A 19,440-nucleotide genomic window follows, 5' to 3' on the forward strand; every position below is an offset into this window, starting at 1 on the left:
ACAACGTGTGCTATGTATCGATTCTTCCACTCAGTTTCACAATAGTGACCTGATCATCAATTCCAAGCTTCGTTGGTTTTTTTGATCGATAGTAAAGTTTTTAAAAGCAATCTTTCCTTGTTTATCAATAAGAAAATTCGTGGGCTCGCTTTTTACTCCGAAGTTTTTTAAAGCAAAGTCGGCGCTACCACGTAATGGAATAAATGAAAACTTGGAATTTTTTAAAAACGGAAGAACATAAGGGTCCTGATCAGGGTAGACGTTTATACCGAGATAAGCAATATCTGTATTATTTAACTTATTGATTACGGATTGAAAATAAGGAAACTCGGCTCTACACGGCCCACAAGCTGGAAACCAAAATGTTATCAAAACTACTTTACCCTTGAGCGAATTCAGATCGAGGCTGTCCCTGCCAGTATAAAGTCCCAATTTAAATGGAGATGCCAGAGAAGCAGTTTTGGCTATAGCAGTTTTAATGTCATCGTTAACTTGTCGATCAGACTTTCCTAATTTTTTGCCAAAATTCTCTATCGCGTTATTCATGCTATCAGTGGGAAGTTTTGCCGCCTTTTCAATTAAACTATCATATGCGGTTTTGACATCGCCCGCTTTCTCCTGTAGCGATGCTTTTTTCAACGTTATAAATTCATCTATGTAATTAAACCGGGGAAGAATCAGCTCATCAAATTCGATAACTGCGGCCTTGTAATTTTTCTGCTTTTCAAGTTCCTTAATTTTGATTAGCTGTAAAGCGGCTTGTTTCCTAAGTTGCCAGTCTTTATTGTCGCCCATGGTATTGATGAGGATCAACGCTTTTTCAGGATCGGTTTGTAAATAGGCATCCGCCAATGATGTCATACCGTATGTAGTCCATTTGTATTCTTTTGGCGGGTATGATTTTCGTAATTTTTCAAAATAATCAATTTTCTCGTTGAGATCCGTTGCATCTTCTCCCAACCAATAGAGAACCTGTGCTCCCTGAGAATCGGTCGGAAAACGATTTATAAATTCGATGGCTTTCTTTCTATAGACATCCTGATCTACATCTTTGAAAGTAGTTAAATAATAGTAAGCGTAGGCAGCGTTTGAAGGCTCAACAGATGTAGCTTTCAATAAATATTTAGATTGCAAAGTGGATTCACCTCTATTGAAAGCGTCGGCCGACAGCATATACCATATTTGCGCGTTGTTCGGAGCGAGTTTCGCAGCCCTTAATAAAAATTCTTTTGCCTGAGACATTTCCGCCTTGTAATATGCGGTACCCAACGATAAAGGGATACTCAGCTTTTGAGGATATTTACTGATCCAGCCACGATATTGACTTAACAAGAGAGGGTTATTCAACCCCATTTTATAAATATAGTCCTGGTGGGCATTAATACTATCCATATTTTGGTTAACAACAGACAATGCTTTTTCGATTTCGATGGCAGAGACAGGGCCCTTTCGCACAGGAATTTGAGCAAAAAGGTTCCCGGACCATATGGTCGACAAAATTGTTAAAACATGAATTAGATATATTATTTTATTCTTCATCTTTGCCTAGGGTTATCTCCGCTGCCAGCAAAATGGGAGCTTATTAGGTTTGAGCAAAACATGCACTGTCGTGAAATTTAAAAGCAATCCGCGACTACGAATTATCGCGAATTGCTTATTTACATCAAATATATATGGCGCAATTATTTAGCCACACATATGTTATGAGTATAGTTTTTATCATCTGGACAGCTCTCACTAACGCAATCATATCCTGTTGAGCATGTGCCGGCGGTGCCGCCGCAATCGTTAGTGCAACTGGTAGGTGGTGGTGGAGCTGTTCCTCCCAATACATTTTTCATCTCAGCACGGCTGAGTTTGGCAAATTTTGACATGTGAAATAAATTTGTTAGGTATTATTGTTGGATTAACGTACCAACAGTTGACGGCATACGTTCTCAAAGGGTAGGCTCCTTTACTTTCGCGAAAAGTTTCTTTGCTATTGTTGTGCTAACAAATATTTTATATCCCTTAGACGGTAATTTTCCGGCAGTACGTGTCCATTTATAAGAAAAGCTGGCGTTGCTTTAATTTCAGCAGTAGAGCACCATTTTTTTTGATTATCCAGTTGGGCAAAATCGCGGTTATTTAACTTAACCGGATATAGTTGCGCCCAGTCGTCATAGTTCTTTTGCTTTTGTTCATACCAGTCGTGCAACGCTTTTTTCACTAAAGTTTTATCCTCCAATTGATTTAATGCCATAAAGTGGCGCACTACGGGTGTTTTATAATCCTCGTCAGTGTTATTAGCAGTAAACAGGATCCGAACCTGGATATCAAAATCCTTGGTTAGCCATTCATCAATTATTTTGTGGGCCAAGCTACAGGGCGGGCAATATGGGTTGCTTACCATAGTTATTATAGTGCTGGCCTCAACGTTACCCAGAACAATACTCCAGTCAGGGCTGGGCATAGCATATTTGGGTTTGACTTTTAATAAGTTCTTAAAAACGTCAGTATTGTATTTAAAGCTTCGTAATTGATCTTCAATCAAATCAACTTGCTGACTTTTCAATAGCACCGGTTTTATTAGTAGCCATCCGATTGCCGGGATAACCATACAAATCAGCATAATCAACAGATTATCATTGGTTGGCAATTTGAATTGGAATTCAAAAATTGTTGCGAATGAACCAAACTCGAACCATAGCAAAATTTGAATTGCACAACAGAAAAGACACCATTGTTTCGCAACCTTCGCCTGATAATAAATTGAATAAACAGTATATGGGAGACTTGCAAAATTTAACAGGGCGAGAATTTGTCGCGTTGATATATCTTTACCAATTATCAAAGTCGTAAGCCATGTGCCGGCAAAGTAGAAAAAACCTATATCACTCCAACTAAGCCCATTAAAAGCGTTGGCTGCCTTTGATGATAGAATGGCATTACAATTTGTTTTACCGACACCGCAAAGTGTTTGAACCAATGGATTATTATGATCTACGCTTTGGACCAACAGTAAGATAGACACTGCTAAACCTACAGTTTTTAAAAACAACTGGGTGATAAATTGCCATGGAGAAGGATCGTTGCCGATCAGTATCCCACCCGCGCAAAGTAACAAAATAGCGAATGCTAATATTACCGGGTTCCGGATTTGATCGAAATGAAAATAGTTAGATTTAGCGGCAGTTTTGTTTTCCATGATTTTGATATCTTCGGGCACAAGGATTACACCGGCAAATGCATCTTTAAATTGAGATAGCGACAATACCTCTGGCTTCCGGCTATTCCCCACTAATTCGGCTTCTTTTTCATCCACCCGTGCAACAATTAAAAATTCCTGTCCCCTTTTTTTCGTATTTACAATGAACGGGGACGGAATTTCTGTAAGATGCTCAGGGGGAATCCGATAAGCGTTTGTATTCAAACCGTAATTATTCAACACGTCGTTTATGGCGAGTAAGTTTGGAAAATCAGGGTGCTGTCGTAATTCTTCAACAACAGCCTCCGAAGTTACTTTAGCCCCCATTCTTCTTAGAAACTCAATAGTGATTATTTCGGAGTTAGTGTAACGTGACTTAGATATCATAAATGGCTTAGGGTATAGTTATTAAACTAGCGCCTTTCAACAAGCGCGAGTAATTTTTAATATATAAAACTTTAAATTCATACATAATCTACTGCGCTATTCCATCCTTCTGAACACGGATAGTAGTAAATATAAATTTTGATAAAATGTCCATTTTCAGCAATATGCCCTTGTTAAGTAAGCCAGGCATAGGCGCATTGATATTTTCATTCGTCACCAGGTAAATATGTATATGTACAATTTCTATAATATAAATTAATATAACAAGCGGTCATAAAAATAATATTCGCCTCATTTTTAGTATATTATATCCAAAATGCTTTTTATTTTTAAAAAAATGAATAAAATAAACCTCTTTTTAAAGATGAAAAGAATTAAAATTAAAAAAAGCGTTTTAAAAGATGCACTGGTTACTTTTTTTTAAGTATTATAAATTATCAAGAAAAAAATTACGGAAATAAAAGATAAATATCATCAGTTACGCAAAAGGGCAATTTATACAAAATAATTTCTCGTTTTTCTATCTGAATTTTAGGTTAAAACCACTTTAATCATGCAATAACGAAAGTTACAGCAAACCAAACAATCATTATCCATGAAGCTAACTCCTCTTCACAAAAAAATAACTTGAATTACCGATCAATAAAAAGAAATAAATTTCAAGTACCGTTATTATATTTATAGCTAAGTTTTAAGCGCCATGAACCGGGTTAGCCTTCGTTTTATTCATTTTTAGCAGTAATTACCACGATCACCATTATCATTTTAATAGTTGCTGAGCATTACCACGATTTCCTACCACTCGGGGATTATTATAATATCGCCAGTATTATCCAAGGCACAGTCGGGGTAACGGTTAGTTTTGAGGGTGCTTTAGTAGCAATTAGACTAGCCCAACTCGGTACTGCTATTGTCGAAAAAGAGAAAAGCGCGAGGATGGAAAAACATTATACGAGGTTATAGATAGCGCTTTAAAACCGATGAAAAACTTAACCAATAGCTTTCTACCACTCTTTGATACGGCGATAAACTATAGCCAGGTGCTTGTTGAACAAGCTAAAGGGATAACCTCAGTTAAAGAAGCTGATTTAAACCGATTAAAACAAGACATTTTGGACAATTTAGATGGCATTGCAGAAGCAGTAAAGCAAGTCGCCGAAAGTCAGGTCGCCCATTCACTTTGGTTATTTCCAAGCTTAAAAAAGTTCTACTTTAAATAAGTTTGTCGGGCAAGGTTCCATAATGGACATTGTAGCCGACAGCCAAAGGTATTTTGCCCTATGTTAAATTCACATTCTTTGCATTGGATTTATCACGAAGCGATTTAAATAATACAAAATCCAAGGGTGCCGTCTGGTTACCCTTCACAAAATTCTTAGTTAAGAGATAGCAAATTTACCGGATGGAGTATGATAAGTAGCTATTCTGAGATACCGCGCAATGGCAGGAACATTTAATAACCCAGTAGGTTTCCCCTTTGTCCTCCCAAAAACATAGATTGGTAAAAGGCAGGTTTATCAATACTCTACCCGCCGCCAACACGATCCACAATTATGAAAGTGCCCTTTGAATTGGGACTGCGGCCTAACAAGGAGGAGAAATCGACTAAACACTTCATCATATACCTATTAGATGGTTATCATTAGCTGCAAAACCATTAGGAAGAAATAAGGTTGGTCGTAACCAAAATGGGGGTTATGTATGCAAATTTTATGCAAATAAAAAAACCACTTTGGCGAATGGTATTAAATCATTGATTTTCCGCACACTAAGACTGTGCTCGAACCAACGACCCTCTGATTGACAGTTAAAAAAATTCTTTTGCGCTGATTTAACCCCGGCTGATAACAGTTATTTATTACAAGCATAATTCCTGAATTACTTTTTTGATTTGAGCTAAACATTCTATCCTTATTCAGGATTTGCGCCACGTAAAAAGGCAAAAAAATGGTAAGTCACCCGGTGAGTCATTTTTTTTATTTAGTTAATTTACTGATAATAAATAATATACATGGAAATGTTCGAATCCCTCCCTCTCCGCAAAATAAAACCGAACCCAAAAGTTCGGTTTTTTGTTTTGATATTTATTTGAAAATTTATTTTTTAGGTTTTTAAATAAAAACATCTGGGTTCAAATCCACCATACTACAAATCCCTTAGTCAATAAAAACAAGGTGGGTTCCTATCGCAGCTTTTACTTGTACAAAATTGCCATTTCGAACAGGAAATAATTATTCAGTATAAAAACCACTGTTCTTTTTCAGCATAAGTGTCAAATTCAAGAGCATTCAGCAAAACCAAGCCGGGCAGCGGTATTATAGTAATAGCATCATCTCTTTACAAAAATAGGATATTGAAAAAAGTCAATCTATACTGGATATAATGTGTATATTTATTGTCGCTATCCTTATCATAAATTTTAATGATTTCCTCTTTTTCTGTTTGCTTAAAATACCATTGGCAACATACAAGTAGCCCTAATATCTATAGGTATATCTTTTTAATATGCCTGTTGCTATCCTTTACGAAGCCCGCATTTTCCCAGTTTAAACAGCTACATGTTGAAGCTAATGAAAACAGCCATATACATCGCGTAGATTTTTACGCCGGTGCCGAAGGTTATATCGCTTTTTCTAAAATGCTTGGTTTTACTGCGGATAGCGGCAAAACAATTACTTATAAGCCCATTACCAACACCAATGTTAATTTTAACGGCTACACGGTTAACCTTACATTTGGTTTTGAACTGAGCGGTGTAAAAGCTTTCGACCGGAACAGAGTTTTGATTTATGGTAACTATGGGTTGGTACCTGCTATTCTTTATTCAACTAATGGTGGTAGTACCTATAAAGTGGTATTTCATTCGCAGTTTAGCCAAATTCCCGATTCCTATATCACCGACATGGCTTTCGCTGCAAACAACCTTACGGGATATGCGGTTGACAAACACCGTATCTTAAAAACGACTGACGGCGGGCTTACCTGGGTAGTGAGCTTTACCCAGGAAAATTTCAATTTCACTAATTTACAAGTGTTAAGCGAAACCGTTGTACAGGCCTACCGTGCCAATTTGGGGGGCTTTGCTCCGCGCTACGCCACGGTTGACGGCGGTAGCAACTGGACCCTCAATGCAATAATTAACCACGGCGTTAGCTGTATGTATTTTGTAAATAATAATAATGTTTGGGCAAACACCGATGATGGAAGGCTTTTGATCTCGGCCAACAGCGGCAATACCTGGGCCCAGCAAAACGATGAAGTGTTGGCACCTGTCAAATTCTCAAAAATGATAGTAGTGAACGATAGCACCGCGTATGCTATCCAAAACGTAGGTTTTGATGTATTTAAAACAACCAATAAAGGTAAAATATGGGAGCGCCTGTATCGCGATAACAGTTACAGTTATTTTAATTATTCACTTAATGACATCCAGATAAAAGGTAATGCAATTTGGGTTGGCGGTGGCCACGGGTATCTTGCACTAAGTGGTAATAGCGGCGGAACGGTGGTACCGAGGGCGTATTTTACCATGGATGAAACAGGTGCCACCAGCACTGGCATAATTAAGTTAAATAATTATAGTAAAACGGGCAACACCTATAAATGGTTAGTAAATGGTAAGGTTATAGCAAACACATATAATGCCTCTTATACTATTGATCTTTATGGCCCTAATGATACCTTGAAGTTGGTTGTAGGCAATAAGCTATATACCGATACCTTAATCAAAGTAACCACCTTTAGCCAGGCTGTAAAAATAACCGATATACAGCCGCTTGCCGCGGCCTCCGGCCAAAGTGTTAGTATTTATGGCGAGCATTTTGTTAATGTCACAAGCGTAACATTTGGTGGTGTGCCGGCTGCATCTGTAACGGCAAGTTCCAACGGCTATATCACAGCGGTTGTTGGCAAAGGTGCAAGCGGCGATGTAAAAGTAAGCACTAAAAAAGCAAGTTCAACTTTTGCCGGCTTTACATATATCCCTCCGCCAAATATCTTATCATTTTTGCCGGCCAATGCTGTTAAAAACGATACCGTAACCATTAAAGGCACCGGCTTTGATTGGGCCAATAAGGTGTTCTTTAATAATATTGAAGCAAAGTTCAGATTAGTATCTAAATCAGAAATCCGGGCTGTTGTACCATACGGTAATGCTACCGGCAATATTATAGTGAAAAGTGATTTCAACGGAGCCGATACAACAGCCACCGTCTTTAAACTCAAACCAGTCATTAAATCGCTGAATAATAAAGATGGTTGCTATAATTCGACTGTTGTGATATCAGGCATCGGTTTTTTTGATGTTAAAAGTGTTACCCTGGATGGTAACGCTGTATTAAGTTTTAATGTATCCAATTCCTACTGGAACGATGACGAGATCTCGATACAACTGGGAGAAGGAAATAAGGAGGGCAAATTGGTTATAACCATGAAGAATGGCCTTACTGTTGCTTATAACGGTTTTAAATATCATTTTACACCACTTATTACATCATTTGCCCCGGCAACTGGAAGCCCCGGTACCCTGGTTACCATCACCGGTAATAATTTCAGTACAGTAGCTGCAGAAAATTTTGTGTATTTCGGCGCAGTAAAGGCCCGGGTTGTTACGGCCACAGCCAACTCATTACAGGTTAAGGTGCCTATAGGTGCTACCTACTCATCGCTTACCGTCGCAACAGCCTATGCAACAAGCACTTCTACAAGATACTTTACACCTACCTTTAACGGTGGAGGGGATTTAAGCGAAGATTTATTCGGCGCTCCTACTAATACTTGGGCCGGCAACAACGCCCGGTCGTTTGTTGTTGTTGATTACAACAACGATGGCAAGCCCGATATATCAGTTTCTGCATATGGTGACGCAGGTAATTTAAACTACTTTGTAGATAACAAAAGTACTCCGGGCAATATTAGCATTCAACGTGTACAAAGTGTTTACATTTCGGGCGGTTCGGATAGTTACCGGAATGGATCGTCGCACCTGGCAGTGGCCGATTGGGATCTGGATGGTGATCTTGACGTAATATTGGCGGGTTTAAACAACCAGAAACCTACCTATATCAAATCAACCTATAACCCAACTAACTTTTACGGCAGCGCGAGTGTGGTAAAAACAGTTTCGGGGTGGGAAGCCGACTTTTTTTATGATGACAGGTTTGCCCCAACAGGTATAGCGGTTTCAGACATGGATGGCGATGGGCAGTCAGATTACCTGGTTTCAGGTTCGTTTCCGCAGCAGCCATTTTTACCCAACGTTACCTTAGCTGATATAGACGGAGATGGAAAAACCGACATATTAGTGCACCTTGCCGATACCCTTGGGGTTTATCGTAATATCAGCACCAAAGGCAGTGCCACTTATGCACCGAGGGTAGATTTTTTAGCTGGTGGTACAATTAACGGTATCACAGTTGGTGATTTTGATAATAACGGAAAAACCGATGTTGCCATGACCATGAAAAGTACGCCGGGCATAGCGGTGTGGAAAAACAGCAGCACTCCTGGCAACATTGCTTTAGTTAAAGCAACCTCAATGAGCACGTCGGCCGTACCATCAGCTATTGTTGCTGCCGATATTAATGGGGATGGTAAGGTGGATATAGGCGTATCCAACGATGGCAAAGTATTGCTTTATCAAAACAAGAGTGGTGTATCCATTAACTTCGGCACACCTGTAACTATAAACCTAAGTGCGCCTATGGACCTTGCATTTGCCGATCTTGACGGCGATGCCAAACCTGAGATAATAGGGCTGGATGGTACAGGGGGCGAACCTGGCATTAACATTATGCGTAACCTAACCGGTGTTCCGCAAATAACCTCGTTTAGTCCCGATGGTGGACCGGCCGGCACTACCGTTGAAATAAGGGGAACCGATTTTACAGGTACCACAAGCCTTACCATAGGTGGTACGCCGGTACGCTCGTTCAAAGTAAATTCAAGAACGAGTATAACCGCTGTAGCAGGTGAAGGTAGCAAGGGCTATATCGCACTTGATGGCCCATCCGGTCCGGGCACGTCATTATCGGTATTTCATTTTTTGACTAAGCCTGCTGTTTACGTAAATAGTTATATCACCACCGAGGCCGCCGTTAATCTTGGCGATTCGGTTTTTATGAGTGTTTATCCCTATGACGAGAAATTTAAGGTGCAATGGTATAAAGACGGTAAGGCGATAATCAAGGCAACAAGTCCGGGCCTTTCGGTGAAGAATACCGGCAACTATACTGCCAGTATGTTTTATGGCAATGATATAGTAACATCAGATCCGGTGCGGCTACGTGTGATATTATCGTTACCGGTTGATAATTTCAGACTGTCGGCTACAAGTGTAACCTGTAAAGGCAGCAATAACGGCAGCATTGCTATTCATGCCAACATAGCTATCAATTATACGGCCACGATAAGCGGGGGAACTAACCGAACGATTAAGTTTAAATCAGACACCCGGTTTGACGACCTGCCTCCGGGCAATTACTACGTTTGTATTACCGTAGATGATTATCCCGAATATCAGCAGTGCTTTAACATTTTGGTTAACGAGCCTAAAGACCTTTGGGCTTATACCACTGTAAACAAAACCAACAATACCGTTAGCCTTGAACTGGCTGGAGCCGATGTTTATAATATAACCGTTAATAATAAACTATACACCGTAGGGGGTAATACTACACTGCCCCTTGATAATGGTGTTAATAAAATTGCAATAAGCACCGATAAACTTTGTCAGGGTATAATTGAAAAGCTGATCGATTTGGCCGATAATATTGTTCTTTACCCAAATCCGGTGCATGATGTGCTGAATGTTAACCTTGGTAGCCGCACAGCCACAAACGCGTCAATAAGTATTACCGGCATAAATGGCGGCAGGGTGCTTTACAGTAAAGAAATAGCTAACCCTTATGGCGTACTACAGGTAAACATAGCCGATTTTCAACTTGGTGTTTACCTTTTGCGGTTAAAGCTGGATAATAAAGAAAATGTTTACAAGATAATAAAGCAGTAATGAAAATAAAGTGGTTATTATTGGCTCTTTTGATAGTGACAGCAGGTTGCGGCAAAAAAAGTGACAACCCAATCGTTAAACCTGATGATAAGCCGGCTGGCCCATTGCTGATTACTCCGGCACCAAACGAGATCTGTACCAGCGGCACCATATTATCTGATACTACCGCTGCTATAACATTTAAGTGGGGAGCCGTTAGCAACGTTAGCAGCTACCGGTTTTATGTACAGGATTTATTTCATGAATCCGGGATTATGAAAATCTTAAATACCAATTCGTTTACTATAACACTGAAACGAAACAAACCTTATAGCTGGACTGTTGTGGCAGTGAACAAAATAGGCGAAGGGCAAAGCGAAGAGCGAAGGTTTTACCTGGCCGGCAAAGGGGTAACTACTTACGCGCCTTTCCCGGCCCAACTGCTAAGCCCATACCAGGGCGAAAGCCTGGTAACATCGTTTCCTACTGTAACAGTATCCTGGAAGGGAAGCTCTGTATCCAATAATATTGTGGATTTTGATCTTTACTTCGGTAATGTTAATGATCCACCCCTGTTTAAGAGCGATTTGCCTTTCAATGCCAATATTGTTTATTATCCTGTGCCCGTAGAAAACGGAAAAACCTATTTCTGGCGCGTTGTAACTAAAGACGCCAATGGAAATACATCCACATCTCCCCTGTTCCAGTTCAACAACAGGTAATAGTTTAGTTATTTGTTTGGTACTATGAACCAGCAACCCACCTCCGCGAACCCTTTAAAGCGGTTCCTCACAACAAGCCTGATCGCCGCCATTATCGAGTTTTTCGATTTGTATATTTATCCCGATGCTGTGGTGCTGGTATTTCCAAAATTATTTTTACCGGCCGTTGCCCATGGGCGAAGAGTGCAATAAATTCATACGTGATCTTTTAGAGAAATATGGAACTGCCATATAAATAGTATTATATAGCACACTTGAAAGTTCAACTGATTCAACGCATATCATGCCGCGATCTGCAAATAAAAAAGCCGCCCACAAACGTGGGCAGCTCCTCAATCAACTATTATCTGGTATCTCACTTTACATCCCAGAAGATCTTTGTTGTACGTGTATCTTTTGCTTTTACATCATTATAATGGCTGTTGAAACCAGTTTCGACACTTGGATATACCAAGCGGGTTGGCGGCGTAGTGTAATTGGCCAGTTTACCAGTACTTGGAAACGTCAGTTTAGGGTATTTTGTACGTCTGTATTCGCTCCAGGCTTGAGTGCCTTGCATAAAGCCAAAATGTACCCATTTCTGTATCCATATTTTTGCCAGCTTCTCTGTTTGTGAACCCGTATACAGCACAGTTGGTCCGCCCGCAACCGTCGTGGTGTTATTCAGAAGAAATGCTTGTACATCTGCTGCGTTCAACGTTGGCTTAACACCGGTACCTAAACTATTCAGATAAAAATAGAAATAAACAGACTGGCTTACCGCAGTTTCGTATGCCTTTTTAGCATCACCGCCTCCCCAACGCTCAAAAGCTTCAGCTTTCAGGAAGTTAACTTCAGGCGCGGTCATCACGATACCTGGAAGTTTATTATTGGTTAAAAAAGTGGTTGGGTTAACAACTGAATACTGAGTAAAAGTTCTTGAACCTTCCTCACCTGGCATTGTTACTACCTGTGCCTTATACTCTGTGTTCGGTTTAGGGTTATTCGGATCTGTCAGATCAACACCCTTATCAAATATTACAGGTATCCTGGGGTCATTAGCCGGCAACATCACAGTGTTTAACATATAATCAGGTGCACCATTACTATTTCCTTCAGTAAGAGCGTCTTGTAATGATCCTGTGTAGTTGGTTAATGGAGTAAGTAACACATCTGTAGAAGCAGGATTGTAATTAGCAGCATTGCCGCCGTCAATCAATGGATATGAAGTTGGGTCAGCCAGCATTTTAGCTACTTCAGCTTTTGATCCGGCTTCGTCATAAAAAGACATACGCATTAGTAATCGCAAACGGATAGAGTTAGTATATCTTCTCCATTTGTCAACGCTGCCACCTAACAAAATATCCTGTTTTGTAAACGCCTTAGTGGCCTGATCTGATAATGTAGCTGTTTTAAAATAGGTTGAAGCAGCGTCCAAACCAGCGATGAAGCTTTTGTAAAGCGCTACCTGATCATCAAACTTAGGGTTTTTAACCGTTGCGCTTGTTTCAAGGCTGCCAGCCTCGCTAAACGGAATATCGCCCCAGCAATCAACCATTTGTGATGCCTGATCATATAAAGTTACCCGGGCAGCATTCATGATCACATCATTAGTTGCCTTATCTGTAGCCGACATTTGGTTATACGTAACTTCCATTGTGCGATACAACGCCATTACACCATTGGCTGAGCCGTTAGGGTGGTAAAAGTCCTCCCAACGGTTACCCATGTAGCCGTCATTCGGCTGATATACAGTGTTGGTGTTTGGTAAATAAGAGGTTTGCCCAAAATAAGATGTAGCGGTTAATACAAACGTTCTGTATTGCCAGTACTCGGCCCTTACCCTGGTATTATTTAACATACCGGTAAACATGTACGGAATAGTTACCGTTGCTGTTTTTTCAGGGTTATTAAATTTTTCGTCGATGCTTTTTTTGCAGCTCCCTAATGATAAAGCAAGCAAAAACGCGTATCCTATATATTTAAAATTCTTTTTCATAATTAATGACTTCTACTATTAAAAATTCGCGTTTAATGAAAATCCAAAACTCCTGGTTGCAGGTGAGGAACCTTCATCCACACCTTGCCTGTACCATTTGTCGCCAATCGGCGCTTCCGGATCAAGGTTTTTAAGTGTGCGGTATACATACAATAAGTTTCTGCCTACTAAAGAGAACCTTAAGTTGTTTAGGTGCAGTGCTTTGCTTACGCTTGCAGGCAACCTGTATCCCAACACAACTTCACGTAATTTCACGTAGTTGTTTTTAAATACTGCGTTTTCGTTTACAGAGTTTTCGCCCCAGTCATAGGTATTCAGGTAATATGAAGCTGCATCAACAATAGTGGTGTTTTTTTGCCCGTTTTCGTTTACACCAGGCAACACAACACCATCGTTATAGGTTTTTCCTCCGTTTGGAGCAGTTCCTAAATGCTTGTCGCCGCTGCCATCAATGTAATAGGCCAAACCACCATGGGCTGCATCACGATACTGTAAAGTACTTTCGTACATGCCGGCAGCAGTACCATATTTTAACGGATTTGATACCATTTTGCCACCCCAACGATAATCAACCAATACATCAAGAGAGAAGCCTTTATAGTTGAAAGTGTTGGCAATACCGCCTACAATTTTAGGTTGTATATTACCTACGTTCACATATTTTGATTTATCAATAGTGTATAAACCATCGCTATTAACAATCTTGTTGCCATTAGCATCTTTGGCTATAGGGTAAACCAATATGTTACCTATAGGCTGATTTGGCTGGGCCACCACCAATAATGCAGATTGATCGCCTGTGTAGAAGGTAAGCCTGTCAAAACCTGGTGCCAGGTTGTTTACTTTTGAATGATTGATAGCAAAGTTTAAACGCACATCCCAGTTAAATTTACCAACAATTGGCTTGCCGTTGAAACCAACCTCCAAACCATTGCTGTGTAAAGTAGCGGCATTAGCCAGTAAGCTGCCACCACCCGTTGATGGAGCAACGTTCAACGCCATAATTACGTTTTTAACCTGATTGCTGTAGTAAGTGAAATCAAAACCTATGCGGTCTTTCAGGAAACGGGCCTCCAGGCCATATTCCTGCTCGTATTTCATTTCGGGCTTTAACTGCAGGTTACCATAGGTAGCATCAAAAGTAAGTTGGGTAACTGAGCCATTTTGTGTTTGTAATGATGATTGGTTGTACAATACGTTAGGGACATATCTTGGTGCTTTATTACCAACCACACCATATGATGCCCTTAATTTTCCGTAGCTGATAAATTCAGGCATTTGAAATGCGTCTGTAAATACAAAACCCGAGTTTACCGATGGATAAAAATAGGTATTGTTTTGTGTAGGAAGCGTCGAAGCCGATTCATTACGTGCGGTACCTTCTAAAAATAAATAGTTTTTGTAGTTAAAGTTCAAGATTCCGAAAACGGCCTGGCTTTTCAGGAAACCACGGGTAGCGCTTGTATTTGCCACACCGTATGAGTTAGATATAGAAAAGAAATTTTCGGTAACCAAGCCCCCATTAGTACCTGATGATTGATCGCGGTATGTTTCGCTGCGCGAAGTATAACCACCGCTAACAGACATACTTAGATCTTTGGTTAATTTGGGCGAATAGGTTAACAATAAGTCACCGTAAGTAACTGAATACTGTCCTTTTGTAACACCATAATAACCTGTGCTTGACGGGGAGTTAAAAGCTATAGGATATTCATTGTATTGTTGTGACTCGGTATTACGGCCGGTATAATCACTGCCAATACGTCCGCGGAACTTTACATTTTTAAGTACATCCCAGTTTAACGTAGCACTGGTGATCAAACGGTTTTCGTTTTCATCTTCGCTGTTCTTTAACTGAGTCCAAAAAAAGTCCATAATATCCGCACCGCTCATATTATATTTGAAAGCTTCAACTGGGTTCCTAACTGCATTGGCAAGCGTTACGTATTTATAACCTGCTGATGTTTGATAATTATCAAGCAATACATCCGCTTTTTCCGAACGGTTTAAAAAGCCACCAAAGTTGGCTAAAACACGGCCCAACTGGTACGGACGGTTATGGGTTAAGGTATTTACATAGCTCGCAACGATATCCGCGCTAATTTTATTACTTAACTTAACAGTGGTATTTAAGTTAAATGAGTTTTTTTGTTGTTTTTGACCGCGCTGGATACCGGTATAATCCAAACGGGTTGCCGACAAACGGTAGTTAACATTATCTGTTTGGTTTGATATAGCGATGTTGGCGTTTGAGCTATAGCCTGTTTGAAACAGATCTTTGTAGTTATTTGGCTGCGGAGTGTAATCCCTGATCTCGCCATCCCACCACCTGATTTTCTGGCCTTCCATTTTAGGGCCAAATTGCGCGTATGAGCTAAAACGCGGCCTGTATCCTGATGGTGAATTAGGATCAGCTAACCAGCCATCTTCGGTAAAACCACCTGCAAGGTTGGTAGCACGGTCATAACCCGGGCCATAAACGTTTTGAAAATTTGGTGTAAAAGCAACCTGCTCTGCAGTGCCTACATAGTTGAAATCAACACCAAGGCCTCTTGATTTTGAACCTTTTTTGGTTGTGATAACAATGGCACCGCTCATAGCGTCAGATCCGTAAAGCGCAGTAGCACTTGCGCCCTTTAACACGGTAAGCGTTTCGATATCCTGTGGGTTGATATCCAGGATACCGTTACCCCTGATCCGCTGATCAGACCAGTATCCGTCATTATTTGAACCACCGGCACCTGCCTCGCTGTTATTACGGATAATAACACCGTCTACAACATACAGGGGTTGAGTGTTGTAGTTAAGTGAGTTGATACCGCGGATCTGCACGTTTACAGCACTGCTTGAACCACCTGGAGCAGTAGTAATTTTAACACCAGGAGCCTTACCGTACAATGCCGAAGCAAAGTTAGTATTACCGGCCTCCGTTAATTGCTTTGCGGTAATGGTAGTAGTGGCATAACCCAATGCTTTTTCCTGCCGTTTGATACCAAATGAAGTAACTACTACTTCATTTAATTCGCCTTTGCCCGCAACCAATGTTACGTTGATCACGGCATCGTCACCAACGGTAACTTCTTTTGGTGTATAACCTACAGATGAAAATTTAAGCACTGCGCCTTTAGCCACTTTAATGCTGTATGCACCGTTTATGTTGGTTTGTACACCGGTTGTTGTACCTACAACTAACACGGTAACACCCGGTAAAGGCCCGGCGTCATCGCGCACCACTCCCGTAACATTGGTTTGGGCAAATAAATTTGCCGAGATAAAAAGGGGCAGTAGCAGTACCACCCACCTTTTCAAGTTTAGATAAAATTGTTGCATGAAAATTGATTAATTGAGTTAAAAAAAAGACCTTGAATATGTTTATGTCGGCTCAGAAATATTGGCCTGCGGATTAAGTTTATATAGATTTTCAATCACTGTGGTTACGCCTCCTAACAGTTGCGCGTTATTACCCAGGTTTGAAACCGCTAATTGGGTGTAGGTGGTTAAGTGGGGAATGCAGTGCTCGTTCATGGCCTGCTGAATGGGGCTGAGCCATAATTTACCGATAACGCTCCCCTTTCCGCTTAAAATGATGCTTTCGGGATTCATTAAATGCAGCAATATGGCCAGGCCCTGGCCAATAAAATAAGCTGCCTCGGCAATGATTTTTATTGCAAAGGCGTCACCTTTAAGTGCTTCGTCAATGATATTATCTGCCGATACATTATCGTATTTTAGGAGGCTGCTAACCTGCCCCTGTTTCAGGCCCTCAGCAGCTTTAGCTTCAATAGCCAGCAAAGAAGCCTCTGTTTCCAGGCAGCCCTGCTTACCGCATGAGCATAGCTTTCCGTTTTTATGAAGCGGCAAATGGCTAAACTCTCCCGCAAAACCGCTGTGCCCTTTAAAGATCTCTTTATTGATGATCATCCCCAAACCAACGCCCCAGCCCAGGTTGATGATCATGGAATTATTACGGGCAATAGGGAGCCCAAATTTTTGCTCGGCCAGGGCTATGGCCGTCGAGTCGTTTTCAATAAATACAGGAAGTCCGGCTTGTTTCGTAATGTAGCTTACCAATGTTTCTTCCGGAGCTTTAAGAAAGCTCAGGTTATTACCCAAAAACGCGTCAATAAACCCAGGCATGGTAATGCCTATAGCTAAAAATTTATCTTGTGGTAATCCTGAATTAACAACTACTGCTTTGATAAAGGTTATTACTGAATGGATTGCATCCTTGTTATCGCCCAGTTTTAACTCAAACTCCTGCACCCCTCCCACAAACTCATTATTCATATTGACAATTACAATTCTTGTCAAAAACTGGTTCATAGCTACCGAAATGATAAAACCGGTATCAGCTATCAATGAATAAGTTGCAGGCTTTCTGCCCCCGCTTGAGGCCCTTATACCGAATTCCTTAACAATATCTAACTTCATCAAATCGGCTATCCCCTTGGTCACATAAGGAATGCTTCGGCCCGTATAAATACTCAGGTCGTTAAGGGAAGCTGTTTTACTGTAATACAGGCCTTTAATGAGGTCAATATGCTTAAGAAACATGCGGCAGGGGTTTATATCTGCATATTTAAATAAATTAATTTAATAAAGAAAGAAAACTTTTTATTTTTTTTAAAAAGTATTGCTTAGATTTATAAAACCAATAATTACTTTTGAAAATGAGAAGAAATCTATCACACCTTTTTATGGTATTTTTTACCATGTTATACACTGGTTACGCGCAGGCGCAACACCGTGTAAATCCTGATGAGATCAAAGAAAAAATGCAATGGTTTGCCGATGGTAAGCTGGGCATATTTATTCATTACGGCATCTATTCTGTAAAAGGGATAGATGAAAGCTGGAGTTTTCATAACAAAAAGATCAGCTACCCTGATTATATGAGCCAGCTAAAAGGCTTTACGGCAAATCAATATAACCCAGATGAGCTGGCAGAGCTGATTAAAGAAAGTGGCGCCCGTTATGCGGTAATGACTACCAAACACCACGATGGTGTAGCTTTATGGAACAGCAAACACGGCCCGCTGAATGTAGTACAAAAAACTCCTGCCAAAAAAGATCTGTTAAAGCCATTGTATGATGCCTTGCGCGCACGTGGTGTAAAAGCAGGCGCCTACTTTTCGCTGATAGATTGGAGCCATGCAGACTATCCGGGCTTTTTGAAAGACAGCAGCAGGTACCAGGTAAATGCACAGCCGGTGAGATGGGCAAAATATTTAACCTTTATGAACGGACAGCTGGATGAACTGGCCAAACAATATAACCCCGACCTTTGGTGGTTTGATGGCGATTGGGAACATAGTGCCGAAGAATGGAACGCACCGGCAGTGCGACAAAAACTATTAAGCTACAACCCCAACACTATCATAAACGGACGCCTGCAGGGTTTTGGCGATTATGATACCCCTGAGCAAAACTTCCCGGTATCAAGGCCTAATTACAATTGGTGGGAACTTTGTATGACCATTAACGATAACTGGGGCTATCAGCCACAGGACACAAATTTTAAAACCCCTTATGAAATCATCAGCATTTTTACTGATGCCGTAAGCTATGGTGGCAATTTACTACTGGATATCGGGCCCAAAGGCGATGGCAGCATTCCGCCGCAGGAAGTTAATATGCTTAAAGAATTGGGTGCATGGAACAAAAAAAACGGCGAGGGTGTTTTTAATACGGTAGCCGGTATGCCACAAGGGCATTATTATGGTGCAAGTACCCTGTCAAAAGACTCAACAACTGTATACTTGTTTGTTCCGGCTAAAACAAGCGCGCCGGTATTGGTGAAAGGTTTAAAAAACAGCATCAAAAAAATAACCGTTCTCGGCAGCGATACAGCGTTAACGTATAAAATTGTAGGTAAAATTTCATGGAGTGCGGTACCGGGCTTGTTGTACATCCCCATTCCCGAAAGCCAGCAGGATAAATATATGTCTGTAATAAAAATTGAGCTTAACGGCAAGCTTGATCTTTATCATGGTAAAGGAGGTTTTCTTACCAATGAGTAGCAGGAAAACCGAAAGTTAAAAGCAGAGGGCCGAAAGCCTGTATTGTCTGCACGACTCCTGCTTTCCTTGATATCATTTTATCAAAAGCCTGTAATCAATTGCAGGCTTTTGTTTTTATATTGATCTCTACTCTTAATCGGGCCCCAACCCACCATTCA

General features: G+C 40.7%; 12 protein-coding genes. 5 read left to right on the forward strand and 7 right to left on the reverse strand.

Annotated elements, in window-relative coordinates; genetic code table 11:
* Window positions 1-36: 36 nt before the first annotated feature.
* From ABIC84_RS25025 to ABIC84_RS25040, 4 genes are all read right to left on the reverse strand, one after another.
* Window positions 37-1,539 (reverse strand): redoxin domain-containing protein, encoded by a 1,503-nt coding sequence (locus ABIC84_RS25025; protein ID WP_426582190.1) that lies wholly within the window; start codon window positions 1,537-1,539, stop codon window positions 37-39.
* Between the two features lie 143 nt (window positions 1,540-1,682).
* The gene (locus ABIC84_RS25030; protein WP_426582192.1) at window positions 1,683-1,874 is read right to left on the reverse strand and encodes a hypothetical protein; all 192 of its coding nucleotides are present in this window, start codon (window positions 1,872-1,874) and stop codon (window positions 1,683-1,685) included.
* Window positions 1,875-1,978: 104 nt separating this feature from the next.
* Entirely contained in the window at window positions 1,979-3,514 is a 1,536-nt protein-coding gene (locus ABIC84_RS25035) for a vitamin K epoxide reductase family protein (protein ID WP_426582194.1), read from the reverse strand.
* Window positions 3,515-3,662: 148 nt separating this feature from the next.
* The gene (locus ABIC84_RS25040; RefSeq protein WP_426582196.1) at window positions 3,663-3,791 is read right to left on the reverse strand and encodes a hypothetical protein; all 129 of its coding nucleotides are present in this window, start codon (window positions 3,789-3,791) and stop codon (window positions 3,663-3,665) included.
* Between the two features lie 763 nt (window positions 3,792-4,554).
* Between ABIC84_RS25040 and ABIC84_RS25045 the strand changes: the two genes are divergently transcribed.
* The 4 genes from ABIC84_RS25045 to ABIC84_RS25060 all read left to right on the forward strand — a co-directional run bounded on the left by ABIC84_RS25045 (window position 4,555) and on the right by ABIC84_RS25060 (window position 11,476).
* On the forward strand, window positions 4,555-4,794 hold the full coding sequence (locus ABIC84_RS25045; RefSeq protein WP_429265352.1) for a hypothetical protein: 240 nt from the start codon (window positions 4,555-4,557) through the stop codon (window positions 4,792-4,794).
* Between the two features lie 1,292 nt (window positions 4,795-6,086).
* Entirely contained in the window at window positions 6,087-10,583 is a 4,497-nt protein-coding gene (locus tag ABIC84_RS25050) for an IPT/TIG domain-containing protein (RefSeq protein ID WP_429265353.1), read from the forward strand.
* Window positions 10,583-11,284, forward strand: a complete 702-nt coding sequence (locus ABIC84_RS25055; RefSeq protein WP_426582202.1) for a hypothetical protein — start codon at window positions 10,583-10,585, stop codon at window positions 11,282-11,284. Before ABIC84_RS25050 ends, ABIC84_RS25055 begins: the two co-directional genes overlap by 1 nt.
* Before the next feature lie 24 nt (window positions 11,285-11,308).
* Complete coding sequence (locus ABIC84_RS25060) at window positions 11,309-11,476, forward strand: hypothetical protein (RefSeq protein ID WP_426582203.1); 168 nt, start codon at window positions 11,309-11,311, stop codon at window positions 11,474-11,476.
* 163 nt (window positions 11,477-11,639) lie between these two features.
* On the opposite strand, the gene ABIC84_RS25065 is transcribed toward ABIC84_RS25060, so the two are convergent.
* The 3 genes from ABIC84_RS25065 to ABIC84_RS25075 are packed head-to-tail and all read right to left on the reverse strand — an operon-like array spanning window position 11,640 to window position 17,816.
* Complete coding sequence (locus tag ABIC84_RS25065) at window positions 11,640-13,262, reverse strand: SusD/RagB family nutrient-binding outer membrane lipoprotein (RefSeq protein WP_426582205.1); 1,623 nt, start codon at window positions 13,260-13,262, stop codon at window positions 11,640-11,642.
* A gap of 18 nt (window positions 13,263-13,280) precedes the next feature.
* Window positions 13,281-16,592 carry a SusC/RagA family TonB-linked outer membrane protein gene (locus ABIC84_RS25070; RefSeq protein WP_426582207.1) on the reverse strand — a complete coding sequence of 1,104 codons (3,312 nt, stop codon included), beginning with the start codon at window positions 16,590-16,592 and terminating at the stop codon, window positions 13,281-13,283.
* A gap of 42 nt (window positions 16,593-16,634) precedes the next feature.
* Window positions 16,635-17,816 carry an ROK family protein gene (locus tag ABIC84_RS25075; RefSeq protein ID WP_426582209.1) on the reverse strand — a complete coding sequence of 394 codons (1,182 nt, stop codon included), beginning with the start codon at window positions 17,814-17,816 and terminating at the stop codon, window positions 16,635-16,637.
* 116 nt (window positions 17,817-17,932) lie between these two features.
* On the opposite strand from ABIC84_RS25075, the gene ABIC84_RS25080 reads away from it, so the two are divergent.
* Window positions 17,933-19,282, forward strand: coding sequence for an alpha-L-fucosidase (locus ABIC84_RS25080; protein WP_429265354.1), 1,350 nt, complete (start codon window positions 17,933-17,935; stop codon window positions 19,280-19,282).
* Window positions 19,283-19,440 lie beyond the last annotated feature (158 nt).

This window comes from Mucilaginibacter sp. 3215 (assembly GCF_050433785.1).
Lineage (GTDB): Bacteria > Bacteroidota > Bacteroidia > Sphingobacteriales > Sphingobacteriaceae > Mucilaginibacter.